Origin of the sequence: Streptomyces lunaelactis, assembly GCF_003054555.1 — a bacterium.
Classification (GTDB): Bacteria; Actinomycetota; Actinomycetes; order Streptomycetales; family Streptomycetaceae; genus Streptomyces; species Streptomyces lunaelactis.
On the sequence record NZ_CP026304.1, the window covers coordinates 5731094 to 5754906 of the forward strand.

Annotated in this window: 26 protein-coding genes; 13 read left to right on the forward strand and 13 right to left on the reverse strand. The window is 69.5% G+C overall.

The window, feature by feature from the left end:
- The first annotated feature begins 6 nt into the window (after positions 1-6).
- The 3 genes from SLUN_RS26590 to SLUN_RS26600 all read left to right on the forward strand — a co-directional run bounded on the left by SLUN_RS26590 (position 7) and on the right by SLUN_RS26600 (position 4522).
- Entirely contained in the window at positions 7-1563 is a 1557-nt protein-coding gene (locus SLUN_RS26590; protein ID WP_108152413.1) for a glycoside hydrolase family 3 protein, read from the forward strand.
- 30 nt (positions 1564-1593) lie between these two features.
- Complete coding sequence (locus SLUN_RS26595) at positions 1594-2658, forward strand: SIS domain-containing protein (protein ID WP_108152415.1); 1065 nt, start codon at positions 1594-1596, stop codon at positions 2656-2658.
- A 388-nt stretch (positions 2659-3046) separates the two neighbouring features.
- Entirely contained in the window at positions 3047-4522 is a 1476-nt protein-coding gene (locus tag SLUN_RS26600; protein ID WP_108152417.1) for a sensor histidine kinase, read from the forward strand.
- 191 nt (positions 4523-4713) lie between these two features.
- On the opposite strand, the gene SLUN_RS26605 is transcribed toward SLUN_RS26600, so the two are convergent.
- Positions 4714-4971 (reverse strand): WhiB family transcriptional regulator, encoded by a 258-nt coding sequence (locus SLUN_RS26605; RefSeq protein ID WP_003953983.1) that lies wholly within the window; start codon positions 4969-4971, stop codon positions 4714-4716.
- A gap of 317 nt (positions 4972-5288) precedes the next feature.
- Positions 5289-6257 carry a diacylglycerol/lipid kinase family protein gene (locus tag SLUN_RS26610; protein ID WP_108152419.1) on the reverse strand — a complete coding sequence of 323 codons (969 nt, stop codon included), beginning with the start codon at positions 6255-6257 and terminating at the stop codon, positions 5289-5291.
- 70 nt (positions 6258-6327) lie between these two features.
- Between SLUN_RS26610 and SLUN_RS26615 the strand changes: the two genes are divergently transcribed.
- The gene (locus SLUN_RS26615) at positions 6328-6741 is read left to right on the forward strand and encodes a hypothetical protein (RefSeq protein ID WP_108152421.1); all 414 of its coding nucleotides are present in this window, start codon (positions 6328-6330) and stop codon (positions 6739-6741) included.
- A gap of 102 nt (positions 6742-6843) precedes the next feature.
- Here SLUN_RS26615 and SLUN_RS26620 read toward each other — a convergent pair whose 3' ends face one another.
- The 3 genes from SLUN_RS26620 to SLUN_RS26630 form a co-directional block, all read right to left on the reverse strand.
- Positions 6844-7749: an RNA polymerase sigma factor SigF gene (locus SLUN_RS26620; RefSeq protein WP_371413851.1), complete on the reverse strand. Its 906-nt coding sequence runs from the start codon at positions 7747-7749 to the stop codon at positions 6844-6846.
- Positions 7750-7799: 50 nt separating this feature from the next.
- A complete protein-coding gene (locus SLUN_RS26625; protein WP_108152424.1) occupies positions 7800-8213 on the reverse strand; it encodes an ATP-binding protein in 414 nt (137 codons plus the stop codon).
- Positions 8214-8455: 242 nt separating this feature from the next.
- Entirely contained in the window at positions 8456-8716 is a 261-nt protein-coding gene (locus SLUN_RS26630) for a UBP-type zinc finger domain-containing protein (protein WP_108152427.1), read from the reverse strand.
- Between the two features lie 49 nt (positions 8717-8765).
- On the opposite strand from SLUN_RS26630, the gene SLUN_RS26635 reads away from it, so the two are divergent.
- Positions 8766-10364, forward strand: coding sequence for a Na+/H+ antiporter (locus SLUN_RS26635; protein WP_108152429.1), 1599 nt, complete (start codon positions 8766-8768; stop codon positions 10362-10364).
- Here the strand turns inward: SLUN_RS26635 and SLUN_RS26640 are convergent.
- Positions 10343-11257, reverse strand: coding sequence for a 1-aminocyclopropane-1-carboxylate deaminase/D-cysteine desulfhydrase (locus SLUN_RS26640; protein WP_108152431.1), 915 nt, complete (start codon positions 11255-11257; stop codon positions 10343-10345). The genes SLUN_RS26635 and SLUN_RS26640 overlap by 22 nt on opposite strands.
- Positions 11258-11335: 78 nt before the next feature.
- On the reverse strand, positions 11336-11926 hold the full coding sequence (locus tag SLUN_RS26645) for an N-acetylmuramoyl-L-alanine amidase (protein WP_175313800.1): 591 nt from the start codon (positions 11924-11926) through the stop codon (positions 11336-11338).
- A gap of 224 nt (positions 11927-12150) precedes the next feature.
- Between SLUN_RS26645 and SLUN_RS26650 the strand changes: the two genes are divergently transcribed.
- The 5 genes from SLUN_RS26650 to SLUN_RS26675 all read left to right on the forward strand — a co-directional run bounded on the left by SLUN_RS26650 (position 12151) and on the right by SLUN_RS26675 (position 16416).
- Entirely contained in the window at positions 12151-13575 is a 1425-nt protein-coding gene (locus tag SLUN_RS26650) for a family 2B encapsulin nanocompartment shell protein (protein WP_108152434.1), read from the forward strand.
- Positions 13576-13735: 160 nt separating this feature from the next.
- The gene (locus tag SLUN_RS26655) at positions 13736-14767 is read left to right on the forward strand and encodes a family 2 encapsulin nanocompartment cargo protein polyprenyl transferase (protein WP_108152436.1); all 1032 of its coding nucleotides are present in this window, start codon (positions 13736-13738) and stop codon (positions 14765-14767) included.
- A gap of 232 nt (positions 14768-14999) precedes the next feature.
- Complete coding sequence (locus SLUN_RS26665; protein WP_108152438.1) at positions 15000-15581, forward strand: dihydrofolate reductase family protein; 582 nt, start codon at positions 15000-15002, stop codon at positions 15579-15581.
- Positions 15582-15626: 45 nt separating this feature from the next.
- Positions 15627-15923: a hypothetical protein gene (locus SLUN_RS26670; RefSeq protein WP_108152440.1), complete on the forward strand. Its 297-nt coding sequence runs from the start codon at positions 15627-15629 to the stop codon at positions 15921-15923.
- 49 nt (positions 15924-15972) lie between these two features.
- Positions 15973-16416 (forward strand): DUF6304 family protein, encoded by a 444-nt coding sequence (locus SLUN_RS26675; RefSeq protein ID WP_108152442.1) that lies wholly within the window; start codon positions 15973-15975, stop codon positions 16414-16416.
- Between the two features lie 30 nt (positions 16417-16446).
- On the opposite strand, the gene SLUN_RS26680 is transcribed toward SLUN_RS26675, so the two are convergent.
- Positions 16447-16923, reverse strand: a complete 477-nt coding sequence (locus tag SLUN_RS26680; protein ID WP_108152444.1) for a group II truncated hemoglobin — start codon at positions 16921-16923, stop codon at positions 16447-16449.
- A 288-nt stretch (positions 16924-17211) separates the two neighbouring features.
- On the opposite strand from SLUN_RS26680, the gene SLUN_RS26685 reads away from it, so the two are divergent.
- Positions 17212-18396, forward strand: a complete 1185-nt coding sequence (locus tag SLUN_RS26685) for a low temperature requirement protein A (RefSeq protein ID WP_254710158.1) — start codon at positions 17212-17214, stop codon at positions 18394-18396.
- Between the two features lie 80 nt (positions 18397-18476).
- Here SLUN_RS26685 and sodN read toward each other — a convergent pair whose 3' ends face one another.
- On the reverse strand, positions 18477-18872 hold the full coding sequence (sodN, locus tag SLUN_RS26690; RefSeq protein ID WP_108152448.1) for a superoxide dismutase, Ni: 396 nt from the start codon (positions 18870-18872) through the stop codon (positions 18477-18479).
- Positions 18873-19022: 150 nt separating this feature from the next.
- On the opposite strand from sodN, the gene sodX reads away from it, so the two are divergent.
- Positions 19023-19442, forward strand: a complete 420-nt coding sequence (gene sodX / locus SLUN_RS26695) for a nickel-type superoxide dismutase maturation protease (protein ID WP_108152450.1) — start codon at positions 19023-19025, stop codon at positions 19440-19442.
- Here sodX and SLUN_RS26700 read toward each other — a convergent pair.
- On the reverse strand, positions 19346-19975 hold the full coding sequence (locus SLUN_RS26700) for a CGNR zinc finger domain-containing protein (protein ID WP_108152452.1): 630 nt from the start codon (positions 19973-19975) through the stop codon (positions 19346-19348). The two genes, sodX and SLUN_RS26700, sit on opposite strands and share 97 nt — an antisense overlap.
- A 152-nt stretch (positions 19976-20127) precedes the next feature.
- Between SLUN_RS26700 and SLUN_RS26705 the strand changes: the two genes are divergently transcribed.
- On the forward strand, positions 20128-20817 hold the full coding sequence (locus SLUN_RS26705; protein WP_108154949.1) for a class I SAM-dependent methyltransferase: 690 nt from the start codon (positions 20128-20130) through the stop codon (positions 20815-20817).
- Between the two features lie 81 nt (positions 20818-20898).
- Here the strand turns inward: SLUN_RS26705 and SLUN_RS26710 are convergent, their stop codons facing one another.
- From SLUN_RS26710 to SLUN_RS26720, 3 genes are read right to left on the reverse strand one after another with little or no spacing between them, the layout of a single operon-like run.
- The gene (locus tag SLUN_RS26710; RefSeq protein WP_108152454.1) at positions 20899-21666 is read right to left on the reverse strand and encodes an amino acid ABC transporter ATP-binding protein; all 768 of its coding nucleotides are present in this window, start codon (positions 21664-21666) and stop codon (positions 20899-20901) included.
- Positions 21663-22616, reverse strand: coding sequence for an amino acid ABC transporter permease (locus tag SLUN_RS26715; protein WP_108152456.1), 954 nt, complete (start codon positions 22614-22616; stop codon positions 21663-21665). Before SLUN_RS26715 ends, SLUN_RS26710 begins: the two co-directional genes overlap by 4 nt.
- A 43-nt stretch (positions 22617-22659) precedes the next feature.
- Entirely contained in the window at positions 22660-23619 is a 960-nt protein-coding gene (locus SLUN_RS26720) for an ABC transporter substrate-binding protein (protein WP_108152458.1), read from the reverse strand.
- Positions 23620-23813: the final 194 nt, after the last annotated feature.

The following is a 23813-nucleotide window of genomic DNA, read 5'->3' on the forward strand; positions in this document are numbered from 1 at the left end:
GCGCCCATGACGACGCTCGTACGCAGTACGGACACCCTGACCCGCGACGCCCTCGCCGTCCTCCAGCCGGGCTTCCTCGGCACCACGGCACCCGACTGGCTGCTGCGCCGGATCGGTGAAGGCCTCTCGGCCGTCGGCCTGTTCGGGCGCAATATCGTCTCGCCGGGTCAACTGGCCGCGCTCACCGCACAGCTGCGGGCCGAGCGGGACGACGTACTCGTCGCGATCGACGAGGAGGGCGGGGACGTCACCCGCCTCGAGGTGCGCACCGGCTCCTCGTTCCCGGGCAACTGCGCGCTGGGGTCGGTCGACGATGCGGAGCTCACCCGGGCCGTCGCCCGTGAGCTCGGCCGCCGGCTCGCCGAGTGCGGTGTCGACCTCAACTGGGCGCCGTCCGCCGACATCAACTCCAACCCGGACAATCCGGTCATCGGTGTGCGGTCCTTCGGCGCCGACACCGCCCTCGCCGCGCGGCACACCGTCGCGTACGTCGAAGGCCTCCAGTCCGCCGGAGTCGCCGCCTGTACCAAGCACTTCCCCGGGCACGGCGACACCAATGTGGACTCGCACCACGCGCTGCCCCGGATCGATGTGGATCTCGACACGCTGCACGCCCGTGAGCTGGTGCCTTTCCGCGCCGCGATCGCGGCGGGTTCCAAAGCGGTGATGAGCGCGCACATCCTGCTTCCCGCACTCGACCCGAACCGCCCGGCGACCCTGAGCCCGCAGATCCTCACCGGTCTGCTGCGCGAAGAGCTGGGCTACCAGGGCCTGATCGTCACCGACGGCATGGAGATGCAGGCCATTTCGGCGGTGTACGGCATCGAGCGTGGCTCCGTCCTCGCGATCGCCGCGGGTGCCGACGCGATCTGCGTCGGCGGCGGCCTGGCCGACGAGGCGACCGTGCTGCGGCTGCGTGACGCGCTGGTCGCGGCGGTACGGGACGGTGAACTGCCCGAGGAGCGGCTGGCCGACGCGGCGGCGAGGGTACGCGCTCTCGCCGACTGGACACGGCGGGCCAGGGGGGCTGCGGCGGAGCCGGGCGCGGCTTCCCTCCCCCCCGCGCGGCCGGGGGGAGGGACCGTGCCCGGCACCGACATCGGTCTTGTCGCGGCGCGCAGGGCGGTGAAGGTGACGGCGGGGACGCGGCCGTACACACCGCCGACCAGTGCCCCGTATGTGGCCGCGTTCACTCCGGTCGCGAACATCGCGGTGGGTGACGAGACTCCGTGGGGAGTGGCGGCGGAGCTGGCCGTGCTGCTGCCGGGCACGACGTCCGACACCTACTCCGGCGAGGCCGGAACCTCCCCTTTGCTCGCACATGTGCTGGGCGTTGCGGGGGATCGTAGGATCGTCGCTGTAGTACGCGACGTTCACCGCCACCCCTGGATGGCGGACGCTCTGGACGCCCTGATCGCGGCCCGGCCCGACACTGTCGTGGTCGAGATGGGCGTCGACCGGGCGGAGCCGAGGGGGGCCCTGCACATCGCGACCCATGGCGCCGCCCGCGTCTGCGGACGGGCCGCCGCGGAGGTCATCGCCGGCAAGGGCGCCGGGGCCTGACCGACGTGGACCGTGCACAAGGAATGCCACATGGAGGCACCCAGCATGCCGAGTGAGCGTCCGGGCCGGATCATGTCCGGCGAGATGGCGGAGCAGCCCGCGGTGCTCCGGCGCATCCTCGAGGAGGGCGCGCCGAGGATCCGCGAGGTGGCGTCGGCGATCGCGGCGCGCAGCCCGCGCTTTGTCCTGCTGGCCGCGCGCGGTACGTCCGACAACGCCGCGCTGTACACGAAGTACTTGCTCGAGATCCGGCTGGGACTGCCCTGCGGGCTGACCTCCATGTCCACGACGACGGCGTACGGCGCACGGCCCGACCTGACCGACGTGCTGGTCATCACGGTCAGCCAGTCGGGCGGCTCACCGGACCTGGTGGCCTCGGCCAAGGCGGCGCGCGAGGCCGGCGCGATCACGCTGGCGGTCACGAACAACCCGGATTCGCCGCTGGCCGCGGTCTCCGAGTTCCACATCGACATCCTGGCCGGCCAGGAGAAGGCGCTCCCGGCGACGAAGACGTACACGGCGTCGCTGCTCTCGCTCTACCTCCTGGTGGAGGGCCTGCGCGGCGGCGACGGCGCGGCGGCGAAGGTACTCCCGGAACTGGCCGCGCTCGTCCTCTCCCGACAGGACGAGGTACGGCAACTCGCCTCGCGCTACCGGTTCGCCGAGCGCATGGTGATCACGTCGCGGGGCTACGGCTACCCCACGGCGAAGGAGGCCGCACTGAAGCTGATGGAGACGAGCTACATCCCGGCCCTGTCGTACTCGGGCGCGGACCTGCTGCACGGCCCGCTGGCGATGGTCGACAACATCTCCCCGGTCATCGCCGTAGTGACGGACGGCAAGGGCGGCGAGGCGCTCCAGCCGGTCCTGGACCGCCTCCGCGGCCGCGGCGCGGACCTGGTGGTCATCGGTCCCCAGTCCCAGGTCGACGCGGCCTCTGCGGGCTTCGTCCTCCCGACGGACGGCGTCCCGGAGGAACTCCAGCCGATCCTGGAGATCCTGCCGCTGCAGCTGCTGGCGTACGAGGTCACGATCGCGAGGGGCCAGGACCCGGACGCGCCGAGGGCGCTGGCAAAGGTGACGGAGACTCGCTGACGGGGTGGGACGGGGGCTTTGCGGCCCCACGAACACCCGCCGCGACGGCCCCCGGAAACACCCGCGGGCCGCGGCGCCGCGACGGGACCCTCGGCCCGTCGGGCACCGCAGCCCGGAGTTTCTCCGGCCGGCGGATGTGCGGTCCCGCGCGGCCGGGTGGGAGGTCTCGACGCAGTCAGGGCAGAGAGCGCCGGGGCCTCGTTCCCACCCTCCTGTGCGGGGAGGATGGAAGCTTCAAGCAATCAAACATCCATCATTCTGGACTAGACCATTCTCCGCTGTCCATCCGTCTGCGGATATTGGTTGCGAGTCCATCCTCCACCATGGGCGGACAGCCGCACCGGTTCACCCCCCAGGGCACACAGGTACGCTCGCAGATGTGCCCTCCATGAACGACCTCGTACGCCAGCACACAGCCCTGAGTGAATCCGACCTCGAGTGGCTCCATCTGCTGGTCTCGGAGTGGCAGCTGCTCTCCGACCTCTCCTTCGCCGACCTCGTTCTGTGGGTCCCCACCCTCGACGGCACCCGCTATGTCTCCGTGGCCCAGATGCGGCCGAACACCGGCCCCACCTCCTACCAGGACGACATGGTCGGCCATCTCATTCCCCGCGGCCGGCGCCCGCTCCTCGACGCCGCGCTCGACGAGGGGCGCATCGTGCGCGAGGGCGACCCCGAGTGGCGCGAGGAGGTTCCCGTACGGGTCGAGTCCATCCCCGTACGCCGTGAGGGCCGCGTCCTCGGCGTCATCGCCCGCAATACGAATCTGCTGACCGTACGGACCCCGTCCCGGCTGGAGCTCACCTACCTCCAGTCCGCGTCCGACCTCGCCCAGATGATCGCCGCGGGGTCCTTCCCCTTCCCCGGCCAGCAGGTCGACATGGACGCGTCGCCGCGCGTCGGCGACGGACTGATCAGGCTCGACGCGGACGGCGTCGTCCAGTACGCGAGCCCCAACGGCCTCTCCGCGTACCACCGCCTCGGCCTCGCCTCCGACCTGGTCGGCCACCATCTCGGCCGGACCACCGCCGAACTCGCCCCCTCCCGCGGCCCGGTCGACGAGGCCCTGGAGAAGATCGCCAGCGGCTACGCGCCCCGCGAGACCGAGGTCGAGGGCAACGGCGGCGTCATCCAGCTGCGCGCCATCCCGCTCAAGCCCAAGGGCACCCGGATCGGCTCCCTCGTACTCCTGCGCGACGTCACCGAACTCCGACGCCGCGAGCGCGAGTTGATCACCAAGGACGCCACCATCCGGGAGATCCACCACCGGGTGAAGAACAACCTCCAGACGGTCGCGGCCCTGTTGCGTCTCCAGGCCCGCCGGATGGATTCCGTGCGCGGCCGCGAGGCGCTCAACGAGGCGGTACGGCGTGTCGGTTCGATCGCGATCGTCCACGAGACGCTCTCCCAGAACCTGGACGAGCGCGTCGAGTTCGACGAGATCGCCGACCGGGTCATCGCGATGGTCGCCGAGATCTCGCCGGGCGGGGTCAACTGCCGCCGTACGGGCCGCTTCGGCATCCTCGACGCCGAAGTCGCCACGCCGCTCTCCATGGTCCTGACCGAGGTGCTGCAGAACGCCTTGGAGCACGCTTTCGCACCGGGGGAGCAGGGGTCGGTCGAGGTCGCGGCCGTACGCAGTGATCAGCGCGCGGAGAACGGCCGGCTGCTGATCACGGTCCAGGACGACGGCCGCGGGCTGCCCGAGGGCTTCGACCCGCAGCGGGCCGGCAATCTGGGTCTGCAGATCGTACGGACCCTGGTGGAGGGAGAGTTGGGCGGAACCTTCGACATGGTCCCGGCCCCGGCACCGGGGCGCGGCACCCGCGTCGTCCTCGACATACCGGTACAGGGCGAGAAGTAGCGCGCCCGGCAGCGATGAGCCCCGGGACAGCGAGCCCCGGGACAGCGATGAGCCCCGGACCATGGAACGGTCCGGGGCTCGAAGCTCTGGTGCGTGCTATGCGCATCGGGGGTACTGCGCGCTGCGGCTCGGGGGCGGTGAGTGCGTACTCGCTGTACGCGCCGCCGGGCGTCAGGCTCGTATCAGGGGCGTCAGGCGCTGGCGTTACGCGCCCGGTTGCGAGCGGCACGGCGCTTCATCGCACGGCGCTCGTCCTCGCTCAGGCCACCCCAGACGCCGGAGTCCTGGCCGGACTCGAGCGCCCACTGCAGGCACTGCTCCATGACGGGGCAGCGACGGCAGACGGCCTTGGCTTCCTCGATCTGCAGCAGCGCAGGACCAGTGTTGCCGATGGGGAAGAAGAGCTCGGGGTCTTCCTCGCGGCAAACGGCGTTGTGACGCCAGTCCATGGCTGCTACCTCTCCTTGGTATTACATGCAGGTTGCTTGTGAATGTGAACGCTTTCACGAATCCCCCCACGAGGGAAGGGCCGACTGCCGGTTACCCGGTGTGGTCCTGGGTTCTTAGGAGGGGTTCTGGCGGTCTGTGGGGCCGATGCTGCGGGCCGTCCCGATCGCCATGTAGAGATTCGCAAACCTCGGCGGCGGATACAACCCCTTCCGGAAACTTTTTTTTGATTCCTCGGTGTCGACTAGGTCACAGCCGTACTTCCATGGGGTGGAGCCCAGCCCATACGTTCGAGTTAAAGGACTTTCGGCCCTTCCGCTCACACAATCACACGCAGTGCACGGCGTACGCCTGTGAACGTCACGCTGGTGCGCAGTCCCAGGTGGTCACCGTCCATCTGGAACGGGAGCGGAACCTTGGAATGCAAGGTGAAGTCCGTCAGGTCATGGAGAGTAACCGCGTGCTTGCCGTGCGGTCCGCGCTCGGGGGTCGAGGTGAGCAGCTGGGTGGCGTAGCGGGCCACGGCGGGGGTCGACAGCTTGGACAGCGCGACGACGTCCAGGGCGGTGTCGAAGGAGGCCTCGGGGGACGCGTACACCGGGCGATTGCCCAGGTAGGTCCAGGGAGACGTGTTGCAGATTATGGACAGCACGAGATCGCTGACCGGGTCCTCGCCGGGGCGGTCGAGGGTGATCGGTCCCTGCCGGCGGTGGGGCTCGTCCAGGAACTGGCGTACCACCTGGCGCATATAGAGGGCGTGCGTGGACCGCTTGCCGCGCTCCCGCTGCTGTTCGACCCGGCCGATCACGCTCGCGTCGAAGCCCAGTCCGGCGCAGAAGGTGAACCAGCGGGACGGGACCCCCTCGTCCTCCGTACCCGGGGTGCCGGCCGCGAGTCCGAGGCCGACCGTCCGCTCGGTCTCGTCACGGAGAGCGTCCAGGATCGCGCCGGTCGCCTCCACGGCGTCGTTCGGCAGCCCGAGGGCGCGGGCGAAGACATTCGTCGAGCCGCCGGGGACGACGGCGAGGCGGGGGAGGTGGTCGGGATCCGGGCCGTGGTGGAGGAGGCCGTTGACGACCTCGTTCACGGTGCCGTCGCCGCCGAGGGCCACGACGATGTCTATGTCGTCGGACTCGGCGGCCCGGCGGCCGAGGTCACGGGCGTGTCCGCGGTACTCCGTCGTCACGGCTTCCAGCTTCATCTCGCTGGCGAGGGCGTGGACGAGTACGTCACGGGTGCGCGCACTGGTGGTGGTCGCTGCCGGGTTGATCACGAGAAGTGCGCGCATGCGCAGCAGAGTACCTAGTGGGAGGTACCGGGCCCAGCCCAGGGCCGGGTCCGAGGGCTACCCTGCATGGGTGAGCGATGACCAGACCCCCCGCCCTGCCCGCCTTAGCGCCGCTGCCGCGGTGTCCGCTCTGGAAGGCCTGGCACTGGCCGCGGGCGGCGTCTACATGCTCGTGATGGGGCTGCTGGGCCGGCCGGACAGTCCCGCGCAGGCGGAGATGGGCGGAGTGACGCTGATCGCACTCGCCGCGATCCCGCTGGCCGCGGCGCGGGGCCTGCTGCGGCTGCGCAGCTGGAGCCGGGGCCCGGCGATCATCACGCACCTGATGGCGCTGATCCCGGCGTGGACGCTGCTGCGCGCGTCGGGCGCGCTGATCCCGCTGGGCATCGCACTGGCGGCGGTCGCGCTGACGGGTTTGGTGCTGCTGGTGAACCCGACGACGACGGAGGCCCTCGGAATCCGGGCCCCAGCGCGGGACGCGTAGCCGGGGGCGGGAGCTTTCCCACCCGCCCGCCCTTGAGGTTGTGGGGTCCCCCCCCCGGAGCCGCGGCCAAGCGGGCGCCCCCGGGTCCCCCGGCCCGGGTCCCTACTCCTCCACCAAGAGCTTTTCGCGCAGCTGAGCCAGGGTGCGGGCCAGGAGGCGGGAGACGTGCATCTGGGAGATGCCCACCTCCTGCGCGATCTGCGACTGGGTCATGTTGCCGAAGAAGCGCAGCAGCAGGATCCGTTTCTCGCGTGGTGGCAGATCCTCCAGCAGCGGCTTCAGTGACTCGCGGTACTCGACGCCCTCCAGGGCCTCGTCCTCCGAGCCCAGCGTGTCCGCCACCGCCGGGGACTCGTCGTCCGTGTCGGGGACGTCGAGGGAGAGCGTCGAGTACGCGTTCGCGGACTCCAGGCCCTCCAGGACCTCCTCCTCCGAGATGCCCAGCCGCTCCGCCAGCTCGTGCACCGTCGGCGAGCGGCCGTGCTGCTGCGAGAGCTCCGCCGTGGCCGTGGTCAGGGCCAGGCGCAGCTCCTGCAGGCGGCGCGGCACCCGTACCGCCCAGCCCTTGTCGCGGAAGTGGCGCTTGATCTCGCCGACGACCGTCGGTGTCGCGTATGTCGAGAACTCGACACCGCGCTCCGGGTCGAACCGGTCCACCGACTTGATCAGGCCGATCGTCGCCACCTGCGTCAGGTCGTCCAGCGGCTCGCCGCGGTTGCGGAAGCGGCGCGCCAGGTGCTCCACCAGCGGCAGGTGCATCCGCACCAGCTGGTTGCGCATCTCCGCCCGCTCCGCCGACCCCTCCGGCAGCTTGCGCAGCTCGATGAACATGGCCCGCGCCCCGCTGCGGTCATGTGGATCGTGCTGCTTCTGCTCGTGCACGTGCTCGCTCATACGGTCCGCCCGCTCTGCCTGCGCCTGCTCCGCCGCGGCCGTCTGGCCGTCAAGTCCGTCCACCGGGTGGGGCCGCGCCTGCTGCTCCGGGATGTCAGCCGGCGCGCTCAGCACCCTGGGTCCGTGCTCCTCGTCCCGCACAGGACCGCCCCCGTCCCTGTTCCTCACGCCGGCCCGGGTCCCGCGCCGCGCTGTTTGTACAGGCTGATGGCGACCGTACGGTCGTCAGCGACCGTCGAGTCGACCTTGCCCGCCAGCGCCGAGAGCACCGTCCAGGCGAAGGTGTCGCGCTCCGGCGCCCGGCCGTCGGTCGTGGGGGCCGAGACCGTGACCTCGAGCGAATCCTCGACGAGTCGGAAGACGCAGCTGAGGACGGAGCCGGGAACGGCCTGCTGCAGCAGAATCGCGCACGCCTCGTCGACCGCGATCCGCAGATCCTCGATCTCGTCGAGGGTGAAGTCCAAGCGCGCTGCGAGGCCGGCCGTGGCCGTACGCAGCACGGACAGGTAGGCACCCGCAGCGGGCAGCCGGACTTCCACGAAGTCCTGGGTCCCGGGCTCGCCTGCGATCTGGGACACCCTCACCTCCAAGGTGGCACAAGCTCTTTCGGGGCTACGGGAGGGGAGATCCCGAAGCCGTCGCTACGTATTCAGTACGTAGCCGGTACTGGCCCGGCGACGCTATCGCGATCCATAGTGCCCTGTCGCCGGGACCCCAGCCGATGACTGTCACTCATGGTAAGCCTATGAGTACACACAGTGGCTAGGGGTTTGCGGAGCCCAATTAAGAGCATCCGGCGGAGGGTTGACGTACCCACACGTCAGACGATCGAACCGTCCGCGAAGCACCAGCGCCAACTGTCGCCCGGCTCGAAGCTGCGCATCACCTCGTGTCCCGAGTCCTTGAAGTGCCCGCTCGCGTGCTGTGACGGTGAGGAGTCGCAGCAGCCCACATGGCCGCAGACCAGGCAGAGCCGCAGCTGTACGGGGTGGCTGCCGGTCACCAGACACTCCGGGCAGGTCTCACTCAGCGGTGCGGGTTCGGGGTGGGGCAGTTCTGCTACGTGCGGACACTCGCTCATGATTGCCAGGTTACGACGCGGCTGACGCACGACGTGAGGTAAGGGCGAGATGGACGCATTGCCACTGGTGGCACTGATCGCGGCCGGCGCGGTGATCGCCGGCGCGGCCCGCAGGACACCGGTACCGGCGCCGCTGCTGCTGGTGACGGCAGGCCTGATCGCCGCGTACGTGCCGGGGGTGCCCGACTACACGCTCGACCCGCACATCGTGCTCCCGCTGGTGCTGCCGCCGCTGCTGCACACGGCCGCGGTCGACGCCTCCTACCTCGATCTGCGGGCGAATCTGCGGCCGGTGGCGATGCTCTCGGTCGGCTATGTCCTTTTCGCCACCGTCGCTGTGGGTTACCTCGCCTATCTGCTGGTGCCGGATCTGCCGCTGACCGCCGCACTCGTGCTGGGCGCGGTGGTGGCGCCGCCGGACGCGGTCGCCGCGACCGCGATCGCCCGGCGGCTCGGCCTGCCGACCCGGATCACCACGATCCTGCAGGGCGAGTCCCTGGTGAACGACGCGACCGCGATTACCGCGTACAAGGTGGCGCTGGCCGCGGCGGTCGGCGAGGGCGCGAGCTGGGCCGGCGGCATCGAGGAGTTCGCGCTGGCCGCCATCGGCGGCATCGCCGTCGGGCTGGTGCTGATGGTGCCGATCCACTGGCTGCGTACGCATCTGAAGGAAGCGCTGCTGCAGAACACGCTCTCGCTGCTGATCCCCTTCGTCGCGTACGCGGCCGCCGAGCAGGTCGGGGCGTCCGGAGTGCTCGCCGTGGTCGTCGTCGCGCTCTATCTCGGGCACCGCTCCTGGCAGGTCGACTTCGCGACCCGGCTGCAGGAGGAGGCGGTCTGGAAGATGGTCGCCTTCATCCTGGAGTCCACGGTCTTCGCGCTGATCGGACTCCAACTGCCGTACGTGCTCAAGGACCTCGGCGGCTACAGCGTCGGCCAGGTGGTCTGGTACGCGGTCGGGGTGTTCATCGCCGTCGTGGTGGTGCGGTTCGTCTGGGTCTTCCCGGCGACGTTCCTGCCGCGCGGCCTGTCGAAACGGATCAGGACCCGCGAGCCGGACACCAACTGGACCGCGCCGGTGATCGTGGGCTGGGCCGGGATGCGGGGCGTCGTCTCGCTGGCGATCGCCTTCTCCATTCCGCTGACCATGGCGGACGGCGAAGCCTTCCCGGCGCGGAACCTGGTCCTGTTCCTGACGTTCACGACGGTGATCGGGACCCTGGTGGTGCAGGGGCTCACGCTGCCGGCGCTGATCCGCGCGCTGAAGCTGCCGGGACGGGATCTGTACCAGGAGACGCTGGCCGAGGCGCAGGCCCAGAGCGAGGCCTCGCAGGCGGCGGAGCGGCGTCTGGAGGAGCTGCTGGCGCAGGACCACAACACACTGCCGCAGCCGCTGGCGGACCGGCTGCGGACCGTCCTCGAGCGGCGGAAGAACTCCGTGTGGGAGCGGCTCGGGGCGGCGAACGAGGTGACGGGGGAGTCGGCGGACCACATGTACCGGCGGCTGTCGAAGGAGACGCTCGACGCCGAGCGTGAGGTGTTCGTACAGCTGCGGGACCAGCGGCGGATCGACGACGAGATGATGCGTACGCTGCTGCGCCGGCTGGACCTGGAGGAGGCGGCGGGCTACCGCGACGAGTCGCTCTGACCGGTGATGACGGCGACGACGGTGGTGCCGGGCGGGAAGGCGCCCCCGGCGGCGAGCGCCGTGAGGCCGTACAGCGCCTTGGCGACGTACAGGCGCTCGACGGCGAGATGGTGGCGGGCCTCGAAGTCCTCGGCGAATGCGTCGAGTTCGGGGGTGGTACGGGCGTATCCGCCGAAGTGGAAACGCTCGTCGAGGGACCAGTCCCCGGCGGGGCCGCCGAAGGCTTCGCGCTGGAGGGCGCGTATGGCGTCACCGAGGAAGCCGCCCTTGAGGACCGGGAATCCGATGGCGCGCTGCCCCTGCCCGAGCCCGGCGGCGAGGCCGGCCAGTGTCCCGCCGGTCCCGCATGCGATGGCGACGACATCGGCGGCCTCGCGCAGCTCGTGACCGAGGGCGGTGCAGCCCTGGGCGGCGAGGGCGTTGCTGCCGCCTTCGGGGACGACGTAGACGTCCTCCACGCCGCCCCTCCCCACGGCCCGCAGGATGCTCTGCAGGACCCGCGGGTCGTCCTTCGCGCGGTACGTCGAGCGGTCCACGAAATGCAGCGTCATGCCGTCGGCCGCGCACTGGGACAGGGACGGGTTCAACGGGCGCGCGGCCAGTTCGTCGCCGCGGACCACGCCGATCGTCCCGAAGCCCAGCAGGCGGCCCGCGGCCGCCGTCGCGCGGAGGTGGTTGGAGTAGGCGCCGCCGAAGGTCAGCAGTGGCCGGCCCGTCGCCGCCTGGAGGTTCGGGGCGAGTTTGCGCCACTTGTTGCCCGGGAGGTCCGGGTGGATCAGATCGTCGCGCTTGAGCAGCAGGCGTACGCCGTGGCGGGTGAAGCGCTCGTCCTCCGCCTCGTGGAGAGGGGAGGGGAGGCGCGGGTGCAGGGTGCTGAGGTCGAGCGCGTTCACCCGGCCATTGTCGCCCCGGACGTCTGCTCCGAGCGTTCGCTGCCGGAGGTTCGCCGCCGGACGTTCGCTGTCAGGCGCTCACTTCAGGCGCTCGTGGATGCGGTCCCGCATCGACGTCATCGTGAAGCCCCGCGGGTCCACCTTCCCCGGCTGCCACTCCAGGTGGCCGATCACCGAGCGGGCCGTCCAGCCGTGGTGGCGGCAGACCGCCGCAGCGGCCTTCTCGATCGCCTCCAGCTGGAGCGCCGGCCACGGGTCCTCGCCGTCGCCGAGGTTCTCGCACTCGAAGCCGTAGAAGTGGCGGTTTCCGTCGGTGTTCGCCTCGTTGTCCGGGGGCAGCGCCTTCTCCGCGATGACGGCCCGCAGCACATCGTCGTCGCCGAGCCCGGCGTGGTTGGCCCGGCCGTAGCCGACCAGATGGACAGTGCCGTCCTTGGTGATCACGCCGTGGCACAGCGGTCCCGGCAGGCTCGCGTAGCCGTCCCGGCAGATACGGACGGTGCTCGCAGTGCCCTTGGTGACGGTGTGATGGATCATCACGCCGTGGACCGGGCCCCAGGGGCCCATGTGGTTGCGGTTGTGCGTGCGCCACTCGCCGACTTGGACGACCGTCAGCCCCTCACTGAGCAGGGCGGTGAGGAAGCTGTTCGCGGACATGGGTGGGGACATGGCCGTCTCCTTGTGGGTGTGAGGGGGTCTGTGCGGAATGGTCCGCAAGGTGCTTGTACCCGAACTCCCGTGGAGGGACCCTCCGTTCGCACGGCGTGCGAGCCGATCCGGACACTTCCCCACTCCGCTCGATCCAGTCCCACTCATTTGTGTAATGGCGCCGGTACTCACTGTGCTGAAAGGCTTCCCGCTGCAGGTCAGACCCATGATCGAGAGGGAGTCCTATGACGGTTGGTTCGGTTGGTTCCGTCGGCGACGAGGCGCGCGAGCAGCAGACGCCCCAGCAGCAGAGTCTTGGGACGGCCGCCGCCCGGAACCTTGCGACCACCACCAAATCCGCCCCGCAGATGCAGGAGATCACCTCACGGTGGCTGCTGCGCATGCTGCCGTGGGTGCAGGTGCAGGGCGGTACGTACCGGGTGAACCGTCGCCTCAGCTACTCGGTCGGCGACGGGCGCGTGACGTTCGTGCAGACCGGGAACCGGGTCGCGGTCATCCCCGCCGAGCTCGGCGAGCTGCCCGCGCTGCGGGAGTTCGAGGACGAGGCGGTGCTCACCGAGCTGGCGAACCGCTGCGAACAGCGGAGATTCGCGGCGGGCGAGGTGCTGGCCGCTTCGGGTTCGGCCGCGGACCGGATCTATCTGCTGGCGCACGGCCGGGTGGAGCAGATCGGCGCCGGTCCGTACGGCGACGAGACGGTGCTCGGAGTCCTCGCCGACGGCGCGTACTTCGGCGAGGCGGCGCTGGTGGACCGGGAAGCCTCCTGGGAGTACACGGCGCGCGCGGCGACCGCGTGCACCGTGCTCGTGCTGACCAGGGACGATGTGCTGAACCTCGCGGAGCGCGCCGACTCGCTCCGCGAGCATCTGGCCGGGCTCGCCGCCCTGCCCCAGCAGCGGACCAACAAGTACGGCGAGGCGGAGATCGATCTGTCCGCCGGCCACATCGGCGAAGCCGTCGTACCGCACACGTACGTCGACTACGACGCGGCGCCGCGTGAGTACGAACTGAGCGTCGCCCAGACCGTGTTGAAGGTCCACAGCCGCGTCGCCGACCTCTACAACCAGCCCATGAACCAGACCGAGCAGCAGTTGCGTCTGACGGTCGAGGCGCTGCGCGAGCGCCAGGAGCACGAGCTCATCAACAACACCGAGTTCGGACTGCTGAACAACTGCGACTACGAGCAGCGGCTGCAGCCGCACGACGGTGTGCCGAGCCCCGACGACATGGACGAACTGCTCTCGCGGCGGCGCGGGTCGAAGCTGTTCCTCGCACATCCGCGGGCCGTCGCCGCCTTCGGGCGCGAGTGCAACAGGCTGGGTCTGGTCCCCGAGAGCGTGGAGGTCGCGGGGCATCATGTGCCGGCCTGGCGCGGTGTGCCGATCTTCCCGTGCAACAAGATCCCGGTGAGCGACGCCCGTACGACATCGATCATCTGTATGCGTACGGGCGAGGCCGATCAGGGCGTCATCGGACTCCAGCAGAGCGGTATCCCGGACGAGATCGAGCCCAGCCTGTCCGTGCGCTTCATGGGCATCGACGAGCAGGCGATCATCTCGTACCTGGTCACGGCCTACTACTCGGCGGCGGTGCTGGTGCCGGACGCGCTGGGCGTCCTGGAGAACGTCGAGGTCAGCCGCTGGCGGTGAACCGGCGCGGCCGGGGGCGCGGTGTCTGCCGCGCCCCCGGCCCCGGCTCCTGCCCGTGCCCCGACCGAGGCATCGGCCCGAGGCATCGGCCCCCGACATCGGCCCCCGACATCGGCCTTCGGCGTTGGCCCATCATCCGGAAAGGACCACTGAGTTGACCATGTCGGACACCGTCGAGGGCCGCGAGGCTGTCGCACTCCTCGAACGGACCAGAACCACCGTCCACCCCCAACTGCGCGCGAGTGTCGAGTCGTTGCCGGGTTCCGTGCGGCGTGTCGCGATGTACCACTTCGGCTGGGAGCACGCGGACGGCACCCCGGCCGCCGGTTCGGCGGGCAAGGCCATCAGACCCGCGCTCGTCCTCGCCGCAGCCCGGGCGCTGGGCGGCGATCCGCAGCCGGCCGTACGGGCGGCAGCCGCCGTGGAGCTGGCGCACAACTTCACGCTCCTCCACGACGACGTCATCGACGAGGACCCCACCCGCAGGCACCGCCCCACCGCCTGGACGGTCTTCGGCACCCCGGACGCCATCATCGCGGGCGACGCGATGCTGGCCCTCGCGCTGCGGCTGCTCGCCGAGGACCGGCACCCGGCGGCCGCCGCGGCCTCGGAGCGGCTCGCGGCCTGTGTGATCGAGCTGTGCGCGGGACAGCAGGCGGACTGCGCGTTCGAGGAGCGTGCGCCCCACGAGGTCTCCCTGGAGGACTGCCTCGGCATGGCGATGGCCAAGACCGGGGCGCTGCTCGGCTGTGCGTGCGCGCTCGGCGCGCTGTACGCGGGTGCGGACGAGGAGGAGGCCGCGGCCATGGACGCCTTCGGGCGGGAGGCTGGGCTCGCCTTCCAGCTCATCGACGATCTGATCGGGATCTGGGGCGATCCCGCCCGTACGGGCAAACCGGTCGGCGCCGACCTCGCCGCCCACAAGAAGTCCCTGCCCGTCGTCGCGGCCCTGGCCTCCGGCACCCCGGCCGGCGCCGAGCTGGCCGAGCTCTACGGCGGTCCCATGGACGCCGCGGCCGTCAGCCGCGCCACTGCGGCCGTCGACCGGGCGGGCGGCCGCGACTGGGCGCAGCTGCAGGCCGCCGACCGGATGGCGCGTGCCGTCCACGAGCTCTCCCGCGCTGTCCCGGATCTGGCGGCGGCGGGCGATCTGCTGGCACTGGCGGAATTCGTCACCCGCCGCACCCGCTGAGGCCATGCTCTGGCTGGGCTTCGTCTTCGCCGGGACAGCCGTGGAGCTGCCGGAGGGTCCGCCGATGTGGCCCATGTGGCGGGAGCCGCGCCGGAGTTGAAGCATCCGCTTCCTTCCTCGGGAAAAGCCTTGCGACACCACTACAGATGGAGCACTATGACTGGAGTGGTCGCGACGGGGATTCCCGCGTCCGGCGGCCCGTTCCCATCACCCCATGACAAAGAGGACCGGCTTGCGAAAGCTCAGTTACTTCATCGCCGCGTCGATCGACGGCTTCATCGGAGCCCCGGACGGCAAGGCGGACTTCTTCATGCCGTTCGTGACCGGGGACTTCCTCGAGTACTTCAGGACGGAATGCCCGGACACCTTGCCGACCATGGCCCGCCGGGCCTTCGGCGTCGACGACGTGCCGAACAGCGAGTACGACACGATCATCCAGGGCCGTGCCAGCTATGACCTCGCGCTGGACATCAAGGTCACCAGCCCGTACGCGCATCTGCGGGAGTACGTGGCGTCCCGGAGCATAAAGGAGTCGCCGGACGCGCATGTGGAGATCGTCTCCGGCGATGTGGTGGCCAGGATCCGGGAGCTCAAGCAGGAGGACGGGCTCGGAATCTATCTCTGCGGCGGCGCGAACCTCGCGGGTCAGCTGATGGACGAGGTCGACGAGCTCGTCATCAAGACCTATCCGGTGATCCTCGGCGCGGGAATGCCCATGTTCGCCGCGGAGTTCGGCATCGGTGAATTCGCGCTCGACTCGGTGCGCGCCTTCGACAATGGCGTGATCGTCAGGAAGTATCGCAGGAAGCTGTGACCGCAGGGCTGTCCGGGCCTGCCCATACCGCCATATCCTGGCGGTATGGGCAGCGAAGGACGCCGGACCGTCCGCCGCCCGCAGGCCGAGGAGAATGTGTGCCCCGCCTGCGGACAGCCTGTCGGCACGGTAATCAAACGACGCAAGACGCTAGGGGCGTACATCCCCGTGTGGGGCCCGGGCCCCTGCCGTAATCCAGACTGCGCCAGGCACGCCGAGGACGTGGTCGAGAAGCCGTATCGGTGGCCGCGCAGGAAGGCGGCGCATCAGTCGGCCGAGAAGCCGGGTGAGGAGGCCGCCCCCGGACCCGGCAAGGAGCCGGACGCCGAGAACAGGGCCTAACGCATCCCGGCTGTTCAGCGGAAGCAGTCGTACCGCTACAGTCCGCGCCATGTCATCGGAGTCGACGGAAGTCTGGGCGGGCTGGTACCGCGACCGGCTGGGCGCGGAAGCGGTCACGATCGTGGCGCGCGCGCAGCAATTGCGTACGCGCATCAGGGGCGTTGAGTACGAGGGGGCGACATTCGCCGCCCTGGAGCCCGTGGGCCTGAGCGGGGCGCTGTCCTCCTGCGTACTGGAATGGGACATACCGCTGCCCGTCCAGATGGACGGCACGGTCCAGCAAGCCACGCTCAGCTGTCTGTTGACGCTCGGCGAGCCGCAGCCCGACGGCGGGCCACTCGACCGGGCCGACCTCAATCTGACCCTGCACTACGGCGGTGCCGCGTACGAATACGGAGTCGCCGGCGGCGACTTCGGCGACGCCCTCAACGGCGTCCGGCGCCAGCTGCCGCCCGGCGCGGAGCTGGGCATGCCCGCACCCGTGGGCGCCTAGAAGGCGTGCGAGGCGTCGCCTTCCAGGCCCTCAGCGCACCCCGTCCCAGCCCCAGCGCGGCGTCGGACCAGGGTCGCCCAGGTCCGTGCCCGGCGGGTCGGCCGAGACTGCGCGGGCGATCTTCGTACCCCAGTCGAAGTACTCCACCACGCGGCGGCGCAGCAGCTCGTCGTCCGGGAGCTCCTTCGCCACCGCGTCCGCCATCAGCTCCATCCAGCGCAGCCGCTGATCCTCGGTGATCCCGAGCCCGAGATGGGCGCGGAGGAGGGCCTGGTGGCCACCGAGCTCCTCGGTGAAGCGGGCGGGTCCGTCAAAGATCTCGGCCAGCCAGACGGCGACATGCTCGATATGGGTGGGGGTGAAGTCGGCGAAGACGGGGGCGAGCAGCGGGTCGGCGAGGACGGCGTCGTAGAAGGTGTTGCTCAGCCGCCGCAGCGCGTCCGTGCCGCCCACGGCCTCGTACAGCGTCCCGGCACGTCCGTCCGGCCTGTGCGTCTCTTCGGTCACAAGGTCCTCCTGGCTCCGGTGTGTCCATGGCCAGGATTCACGGCCCCGCCCGCGGGCCCAAGCACTTCCGTGTACTTCCGGCCGACTTCCGCCGAGAGCGGAAGGGCGCCCCGCCGTCCGTGGCGGGGCGCCCCTCACGCTTCGAACCGTGCTTCGGGCGCAACGCTGCGTCAACTCCCGTAGATGATCAAGTAGTTCGCCGCGTATTCTTCCGCGCGTAGTCGGCCGATCAGTGTGATGCGCTGCGCAGGGGGAGAGCTCGTGGCAACAGGCAGAGACCATTCCCGGATGATCGCCACCGAAGGCGGTCACCGGGTGACGCCCGCCGAGCTGTTCTTCGACTTGGTGTTCGTGTACGCGATCACGCAGGTCACCGCTCTGATGGCGGCCGACCCGACGGCCCTGCGGATGCTCGGTGCGACGGTGGTGCTCGCCCTGCTCTGGTGGTGCTGGTGTTGCTTCGCCTGGCTGGGCAACGTGGTGCGGGCCGACTCCGGAGCGATGTTCGCCGTGCTGGTCGCGGTCATGGCGGTGGTGCTGATCGTCTCGCTGACCGTGCCGGAGGTGTACGACGACGGTCCTGGCGGCCTGTACGCGCCACTGGTGTTCGTCCTCTGCTACGGCGCGGTCCGGCTGCTGCACCTGGTCACATACTGGATCTCCAGTCCGGGTGACGAGGCGCTCCATGTCACGCTGCGCCGCACCGCGCTGCTGTCGGTTGCGCCGCCGTTCGTACTGCTGCTGATCGGCAGCGCGTTCACCGGTCTCACGCAGGCACTCCTCTGGCTCGGCGCGGTCGTGATCGACTACGTCGGGATCTATGTCACCGGGTCATCGGGCTGGCGGGTCGCCTCGCCCGGGCACTTCGCCGAGCGGCACGGTCTGATCGTGATCATCGCCATGGGCGAGTCGATCGTCGCGATCGGAGTGGGGGTGTCCGGTCTGCCGATCTCCTGGCCGGTGCTGGCCGCGGCCGCCACGGGCCTGTTGGTCGTCGCCGGGTTGTGGCGCGTGTACTTCCGTCAGATCAGCGAGGCCGCCGAGCACCGGCTGACCGTGTTGGAGGGCGATGACCGCACCCGATTGGCGCGCGACGCGTACACGTTCCTGCATCTGCCGCTCGTCGCGGGAATCGTGTTCACCGCGCTGGGCATGAAGACGGTGCTCCACCAGGTCGCCGACAGTTCGCACTACGACCTGTCCGAGCCGCTGCACGGGCTGGTGGCCTGGGCGCTCACCGGAGGCGTGGGTGTGTTCCTGCTGGCGGCAGCGGCGATCGTGCTGCGCACCACCGGACGGAGATCCGCGGTCCTCATCGTCGGAGGCCTCGGCTGCCTGGCCGCGGGCGCGGTGGTGGTCCTGATGCCCGCGCTGCTCGCACTGGGGCTGCTGGCCGCGGCCGTGACGGCGATGGTGGTCCTGCACGGCCGGAGAGCCGGAGCCGCGGCGTCGGGCGACCAGCGGGCTCAGTGACCGGAAAAGACGCCAACAGCACCCGGCTCCGCGCGGATGCCGAGTGCTGTCGGTCGTGCCGGAAAGGTGACCGGTGAAGGTCAGGCCTTCTTCGTCTCCCAGAAGATCTTGTCGATCTGGGCGATGTAGTCCAGCGCCTTCTGGCCCGTCGCCGGGTCCGTCGACGCCTTCGCGGTCGACAGTGCCTTCAGGGCGTCGTTGACCAGCTGGTGCAGCTCCGGGTACTTCTCGAAGTGCGGGGGCTTGAAGTAGTCGCTCCACAGCACCGAAACGTGGTGCTTGGCGAGCTCCGCGCGCTGCTCCTTGATGACCGTGGCGCGGGCCCGGAAGTGCGGGTCCTCGTTGGCCTGGTACTTCTCCTGGACGGCCTTGACCGACTCGGCCTCGATACGGGCCTGGGCCGGGTCGTACACACCGCAGGGCAGGTCGCAGTGAGCGCTGACCTTCACCTTGGGGGCAAACAGGCGGGAGAGCATTGAGCTGTCCTTCCTCGTGATCGTCTTCTCAGGTGGGACATTACTCCGTGAGAGGCGTGCTTTCGCGGGTGCCCCCTAGGGCTTAGGACAAAAGTCCAGGGTCAGTATGGGACCGGTGGCCGAACATACCGACGGACTCGGAGGTGGCGTATGACTGAGCAGGGGCGGGAGCCGAGAGCGCTGTTCGGGGTCGCCGAAGTGACAGGTCCTTCCATGTACCCGACGCTGAGACACGGCGATCAACTGCTGGTGCACTACGGCGCGGAGGTGAAGGCCGGCGATGTCGCCGTACTGCGCCATCCGCTGCAACAGGACCTGCTCATCGTCAAGCGGCTCGTCGAGCGGCGCGAGGACGGCTGGTGGGTGCTCGGGGACAATCCGGGGGCCGAGGGGGACAGCCGGGTGTTCGGCACCGTGCCCCATGAGTTGCTGCTGGGGCGGGTGCGCGGCAGATACCGCCCGTTCGCGGAGGATCAGCGCTCGGTGCGCGGGCTCGTCTCATGGGCGGTTTCGGCCGTACGGCCCGTGCTCACCGACCGTTCCGCCTCCAGGCGTTTGCGGGCGCGGTAGGCCGCCACATTGGCGCGGGTCGCGCAGCGGTCCGAGCAGTAGCGGCGGGAGCGGTTGGTCGAGGTGTCGAGGTAGGCGTTGCGGCAGGGTGCCGCCTGGCACAGGCCGAGCCGGTCGACGCCGTACTCCGTGAGGTGGAACGCGAGGCCCATCGCGGCGATCGCCGCGTACCCCGCCGTCGCGTTGGAGGGGTGTTCGGCCAGGTGCATGTGCCACTTCGGGCGGCCGTCCTCGTCCCGGAAGTCGTGGCCCGAGATCTGCGGGCTGACCGGGAACTCCAGCAGGAGCGAGTTGAGCAGGTCCACGGCCTGTGTCTCGTCGCCCGAGTCCGCCGCGGTGAAGACCGCGCGGAGCCGGCCCCGTACGGACCGGAAACGGGTGACATCCGCGTCCGTGGCACGGCGTGCGGCCTGGGAGGACTCACCGAAGAGCTCGCGGATGGCCTCGACCGAGGTGAGGGAGTCCTTGTTGCGAGCCGGCTCCTCGGTGTTGACCAGGCGCACGGCGTAGTCCGAGTAATAGGCCAGTTCCACTTGTAGTCCTTACCGCGGCAGTCTAATGTCGACGTAACAGCTGCTGATGCTTCGAGGGTATTACTAACGGGAGGGTTCCGGTGGCGGAGACAGTGACGGGCGCCGACTGGCGGGCCTGGCAGGAGAGCTGGGACCGGCAGCAGGAGTGGTACATGCCCGACCGCGAGGAGCGGTTCCGGGTGATGCTGGACATGGTCGGGGCCCTGGTGGGCCCCGAGCCGAGGGTGCTGGATCTCGCGTGCGGTACGGGAAGTATCACGGACCGGCTGCTCACCCGGTTCCCGAAGGCCACCAGTACGGGGGTCGATCTGGACCCCGCCCTGTTGACCATCGCCGAGGGGTACTTCGACGGCGACCTCCGCGTCACCTTCGTCACCGCCGACCTCAAGGACCCCGAGTGGGTGCGGAAGCTGCCGTACGAGCAGTACGACGCCGTACTCACCGCCACCGCGCTGCACTGGCTGCACAGCGAGCCGCTCGCCACGCTCTACGGGCAGCTTGCCGGGGTCGTCCGTGAGGGCGGTGTCTTCATGAACGCCGACCACATGATCGACGGCGCCACTCCCCGTATCAACGCCGCCGAGCGGGCCCAGCGCCACGCCCAGATGGACGGAGCCAAGGCCGCCGGCGCGCTCGACTGGGCCGACTGGTGGGCACTGGCCGCCAAGGACCCCGTACTCGCCGGGCCGACGGCCAAGCGCTACCAGATCTACGGCGAGCACGCCGACGGCGACATGCCGTCGCCGCAGTGGCACGCCGAGACGCTGCGTACGGCCGGGTTCGCCGAGGCCCGGGCCGTATGGGCCTCGCCCTCCGACACCCTGCTGCTCGCGCTCAAATAGGGGTCCGGGACCACGAGAGAGGGCGGTACGGACTCGAAGTCCGTACCGCCCTCTCGCGTATCGCCAACCCGCTCCTACCGCTCAGAGGACCTTCGAGAGGAAGGATTTGGTGCGGTCGTGCTGGGGGTCGGAGAGGACGTCGCGGGGGTGGCCGGACTCGACCACGACGCCGTCGTCCATGAAGACCAGCGCATCGCCGACCTCGCGGGCAAAGCCCATCTCATGGGTAACGACGATCATGGTCATGCCCTCCTCGGCCAGGCCGCGCATGACGTCAAGGACCTCACCCACCAGCTCCGGGTCGAGCGCGGAGGTGGGCTCGTCGAAGAGCATCAGCTTCGGCTCCATCGCCAGCGCACGGGCGATGGCGACGCGCTGCTGCTGGCCGCCGGAGAGCTGGGTGGGGTAGTGCTTGCCCTTGTCGCCCAGCCCGACCCGGTCCAGCAGACGCTCGGCCCGCTCCCGGGCCACCGCCTTGGCTTCGCCCTTGACCTGGATCGGCGCCTCCATGACGTTGGCGAGCGCGGTCAGGTGCGGGAACAGGTTGAAGCGCTGGAAGACCATGCCGATGTCCCGGCGCTGGGCCGCGACCTCGCTGTCCTTCAGCTCGTAGAGCTTGTCGCCCTTCTGGCGATAGCCCACCAGCTGACCGTCGACCGAGAGCCGGCCGGCGTTGATCTGCTCCAGGTGGTTGATGCACCGCAGGAACGTCGACTTGCCGGACCCGGAGGGGCCGACCAGGCAGAACACCTCGCGGGGGGCGACCTCGAGGTCGATGCCCTTGAGGACGTGAGCCAGGCCGTAGGACTTGTGGACGCCTTCGGCCCTGACCATGGGCTGGACGCTCATCGGGCCACCTCCGGACGGCGGAACCGGGTGAGATTCGCCTTGATCTTCTGGAACGGGGTCAGCGGCAGGGAACGTAGCGAGCCGCGTGCGTAGTGCCGCTCCACATAGTACTGGCCGACGCTGAAGACGCTGGTCAGAGCCAGATACCAGACCGAGGCCACCAGCAGCAACTCCATCACCGCGAACGAGGTGGAGCCGATGTTCTGCGCGGCGCGCAGCAGGTCCGTGTACTGCACGGCGGAGACCAGGGACGAGGTCTTCAGCAGGTTGATGAACTCGTTGCCGGTCGGCGGCACGATCACCCGCATCGCCTGCGGGAGCACGATCCGGCGCATGGTCCTGCTGTTGGACATGCCCAGGGCGTGGGATGCCTCGGTCTGGCCTTCGTCGACCGACTGGATGCCGGCCCGGACGATCTCGGCCATGTAGGCGCCCTCGTTCAGGCCCAGACCCAGCAGGGCGACCATGAACGGGGTCATCACGTCGACCATTTCGTCCTTGTAGAACCCGAGGTTCAGGACGGGGAAGATCAGCGCGAGGTTGAACCACAGCAGCAGCTGCACGTACACCGGGGTCCCGCGGAAGAACCAGATGTACAGCCAGGCCACCGCACCGGTGACGGGGTTCTTCGACAGTCGCATGACCGCGAAGAGGACGCCCAGCGCCAGACCGATGAGCATCGACAGCACGCTGATCAACAGCGTGTGCCACATGCCGGTCACGATCCGGGGGTCGAAGATGAGGTCCCCGACGGTGTCCCAGTTGACGTCGCCCTGCGAGAACGAATAGACCAGCAGGGCCAGCAGTGCCACAACGACGACACCGCTGATCCAGCGGCCCCAGTGCCGTACCGGGATGGCCTTGATCTGCTCAGGGTGGGATGCCACCTTGACGACCGCCGGGTCCCTGGGGGGCTCGTCGGCGGGCGTCTTGTCGAACTTGTCAGTCACAGTGACTGCCCTTCAGTGAAACGCTTGAGGCTGACGCCAGGGACTACTTACCGGCGTTGATGGTCGCCTCGGTGACGGCGCTGTTCGTGACGTCCCACTTCTCCAGGACCTTCTTGTACTCGCCGTTCTTGATGATCGCGTCCAGGGCTTCCTTGAGCGCGTCGCGCAGCTGGGCGTTGTCCTTGTCGACGGCGATGCCGAACGGACCGGCGCCGGTCTGGTCGCCGGCGACCTCGAAGTCGTTGCCGCCGCCCGCGGTCTTCGCGATGTGCGCGGCGACCGGGAAGTCGTTGAGGTCGGCGACGGCGCCGCCGGACTTCACACGGGTCTGGGCCTCGGCGTCCGTGTCGAACGCCTCGATCGCGAGCGTGCCCTTGCCGTCCGTCTTGCACTTGGTGGCCTGCGTCTTGAAGGTGTCCTCGTAGATCGTGCCGCGCTGGACGGCCACCTTCTTGCCGCACAGGTCGTCGAGCGTGGCGATCTTGTCCGGGTTGCCCTTCTTGACCAGGAGCGAGACGCCCGAGGTGAAGTAGTCGACGAAGTCGACGCCCTCTCCGACCTTCTTGCCCTTGTCGTCGAGGCCCTCCTGGCGGGCCTTGGTGTCGCTCATGGCGGACATCACGACGTCCTGGCGGCCGGTGTTCAGCGACGAGATCAGGCCGTCGAAGGTGCCGTTGGTGAACTGGAAGTTGACGCCGAGTTCCTTGCCGAGCGCGGCGGCGATGTCGGGGTCGATACCGACGATCTTGCCGCCCTCCTCGTACTCCATCGGAGCGTAGGTGGCGTCCGTGCCGACCTTGATCACCTTGGAGTCCTGGTACTTCTTCGGAAGCTTGTCGAAGAGCGCGGCGCTGCTGGCCGTGGTGCTGTCGGTCTCGTTGGAGCCCGAGGTCGTCTGGTCACCACAGGCGGTGAGCATCAGGGAGCCGGCGACCGCGATCGCGCCGACCGCGGCGATCCGGGCCCTGGTTGCGGTCGTACGACAGGTGTTGCGTGCGGTCATGGTCGTGATCCTCCGGCGGGTGAGGGAGCTGCCATTTCGGTCTTTGTACTCATCTTCGAGTGTCGCGACCTTGAGTGTTTTCGGCATCTTGCCATTCGGACTAGCCCAAACAGGGGGCCAGGCATGTCAAAATCGGGTAACGGGTCACCCCCGAAGCCCAGCGGGCCGGTACATCAAGACCGGACCTTTCACTG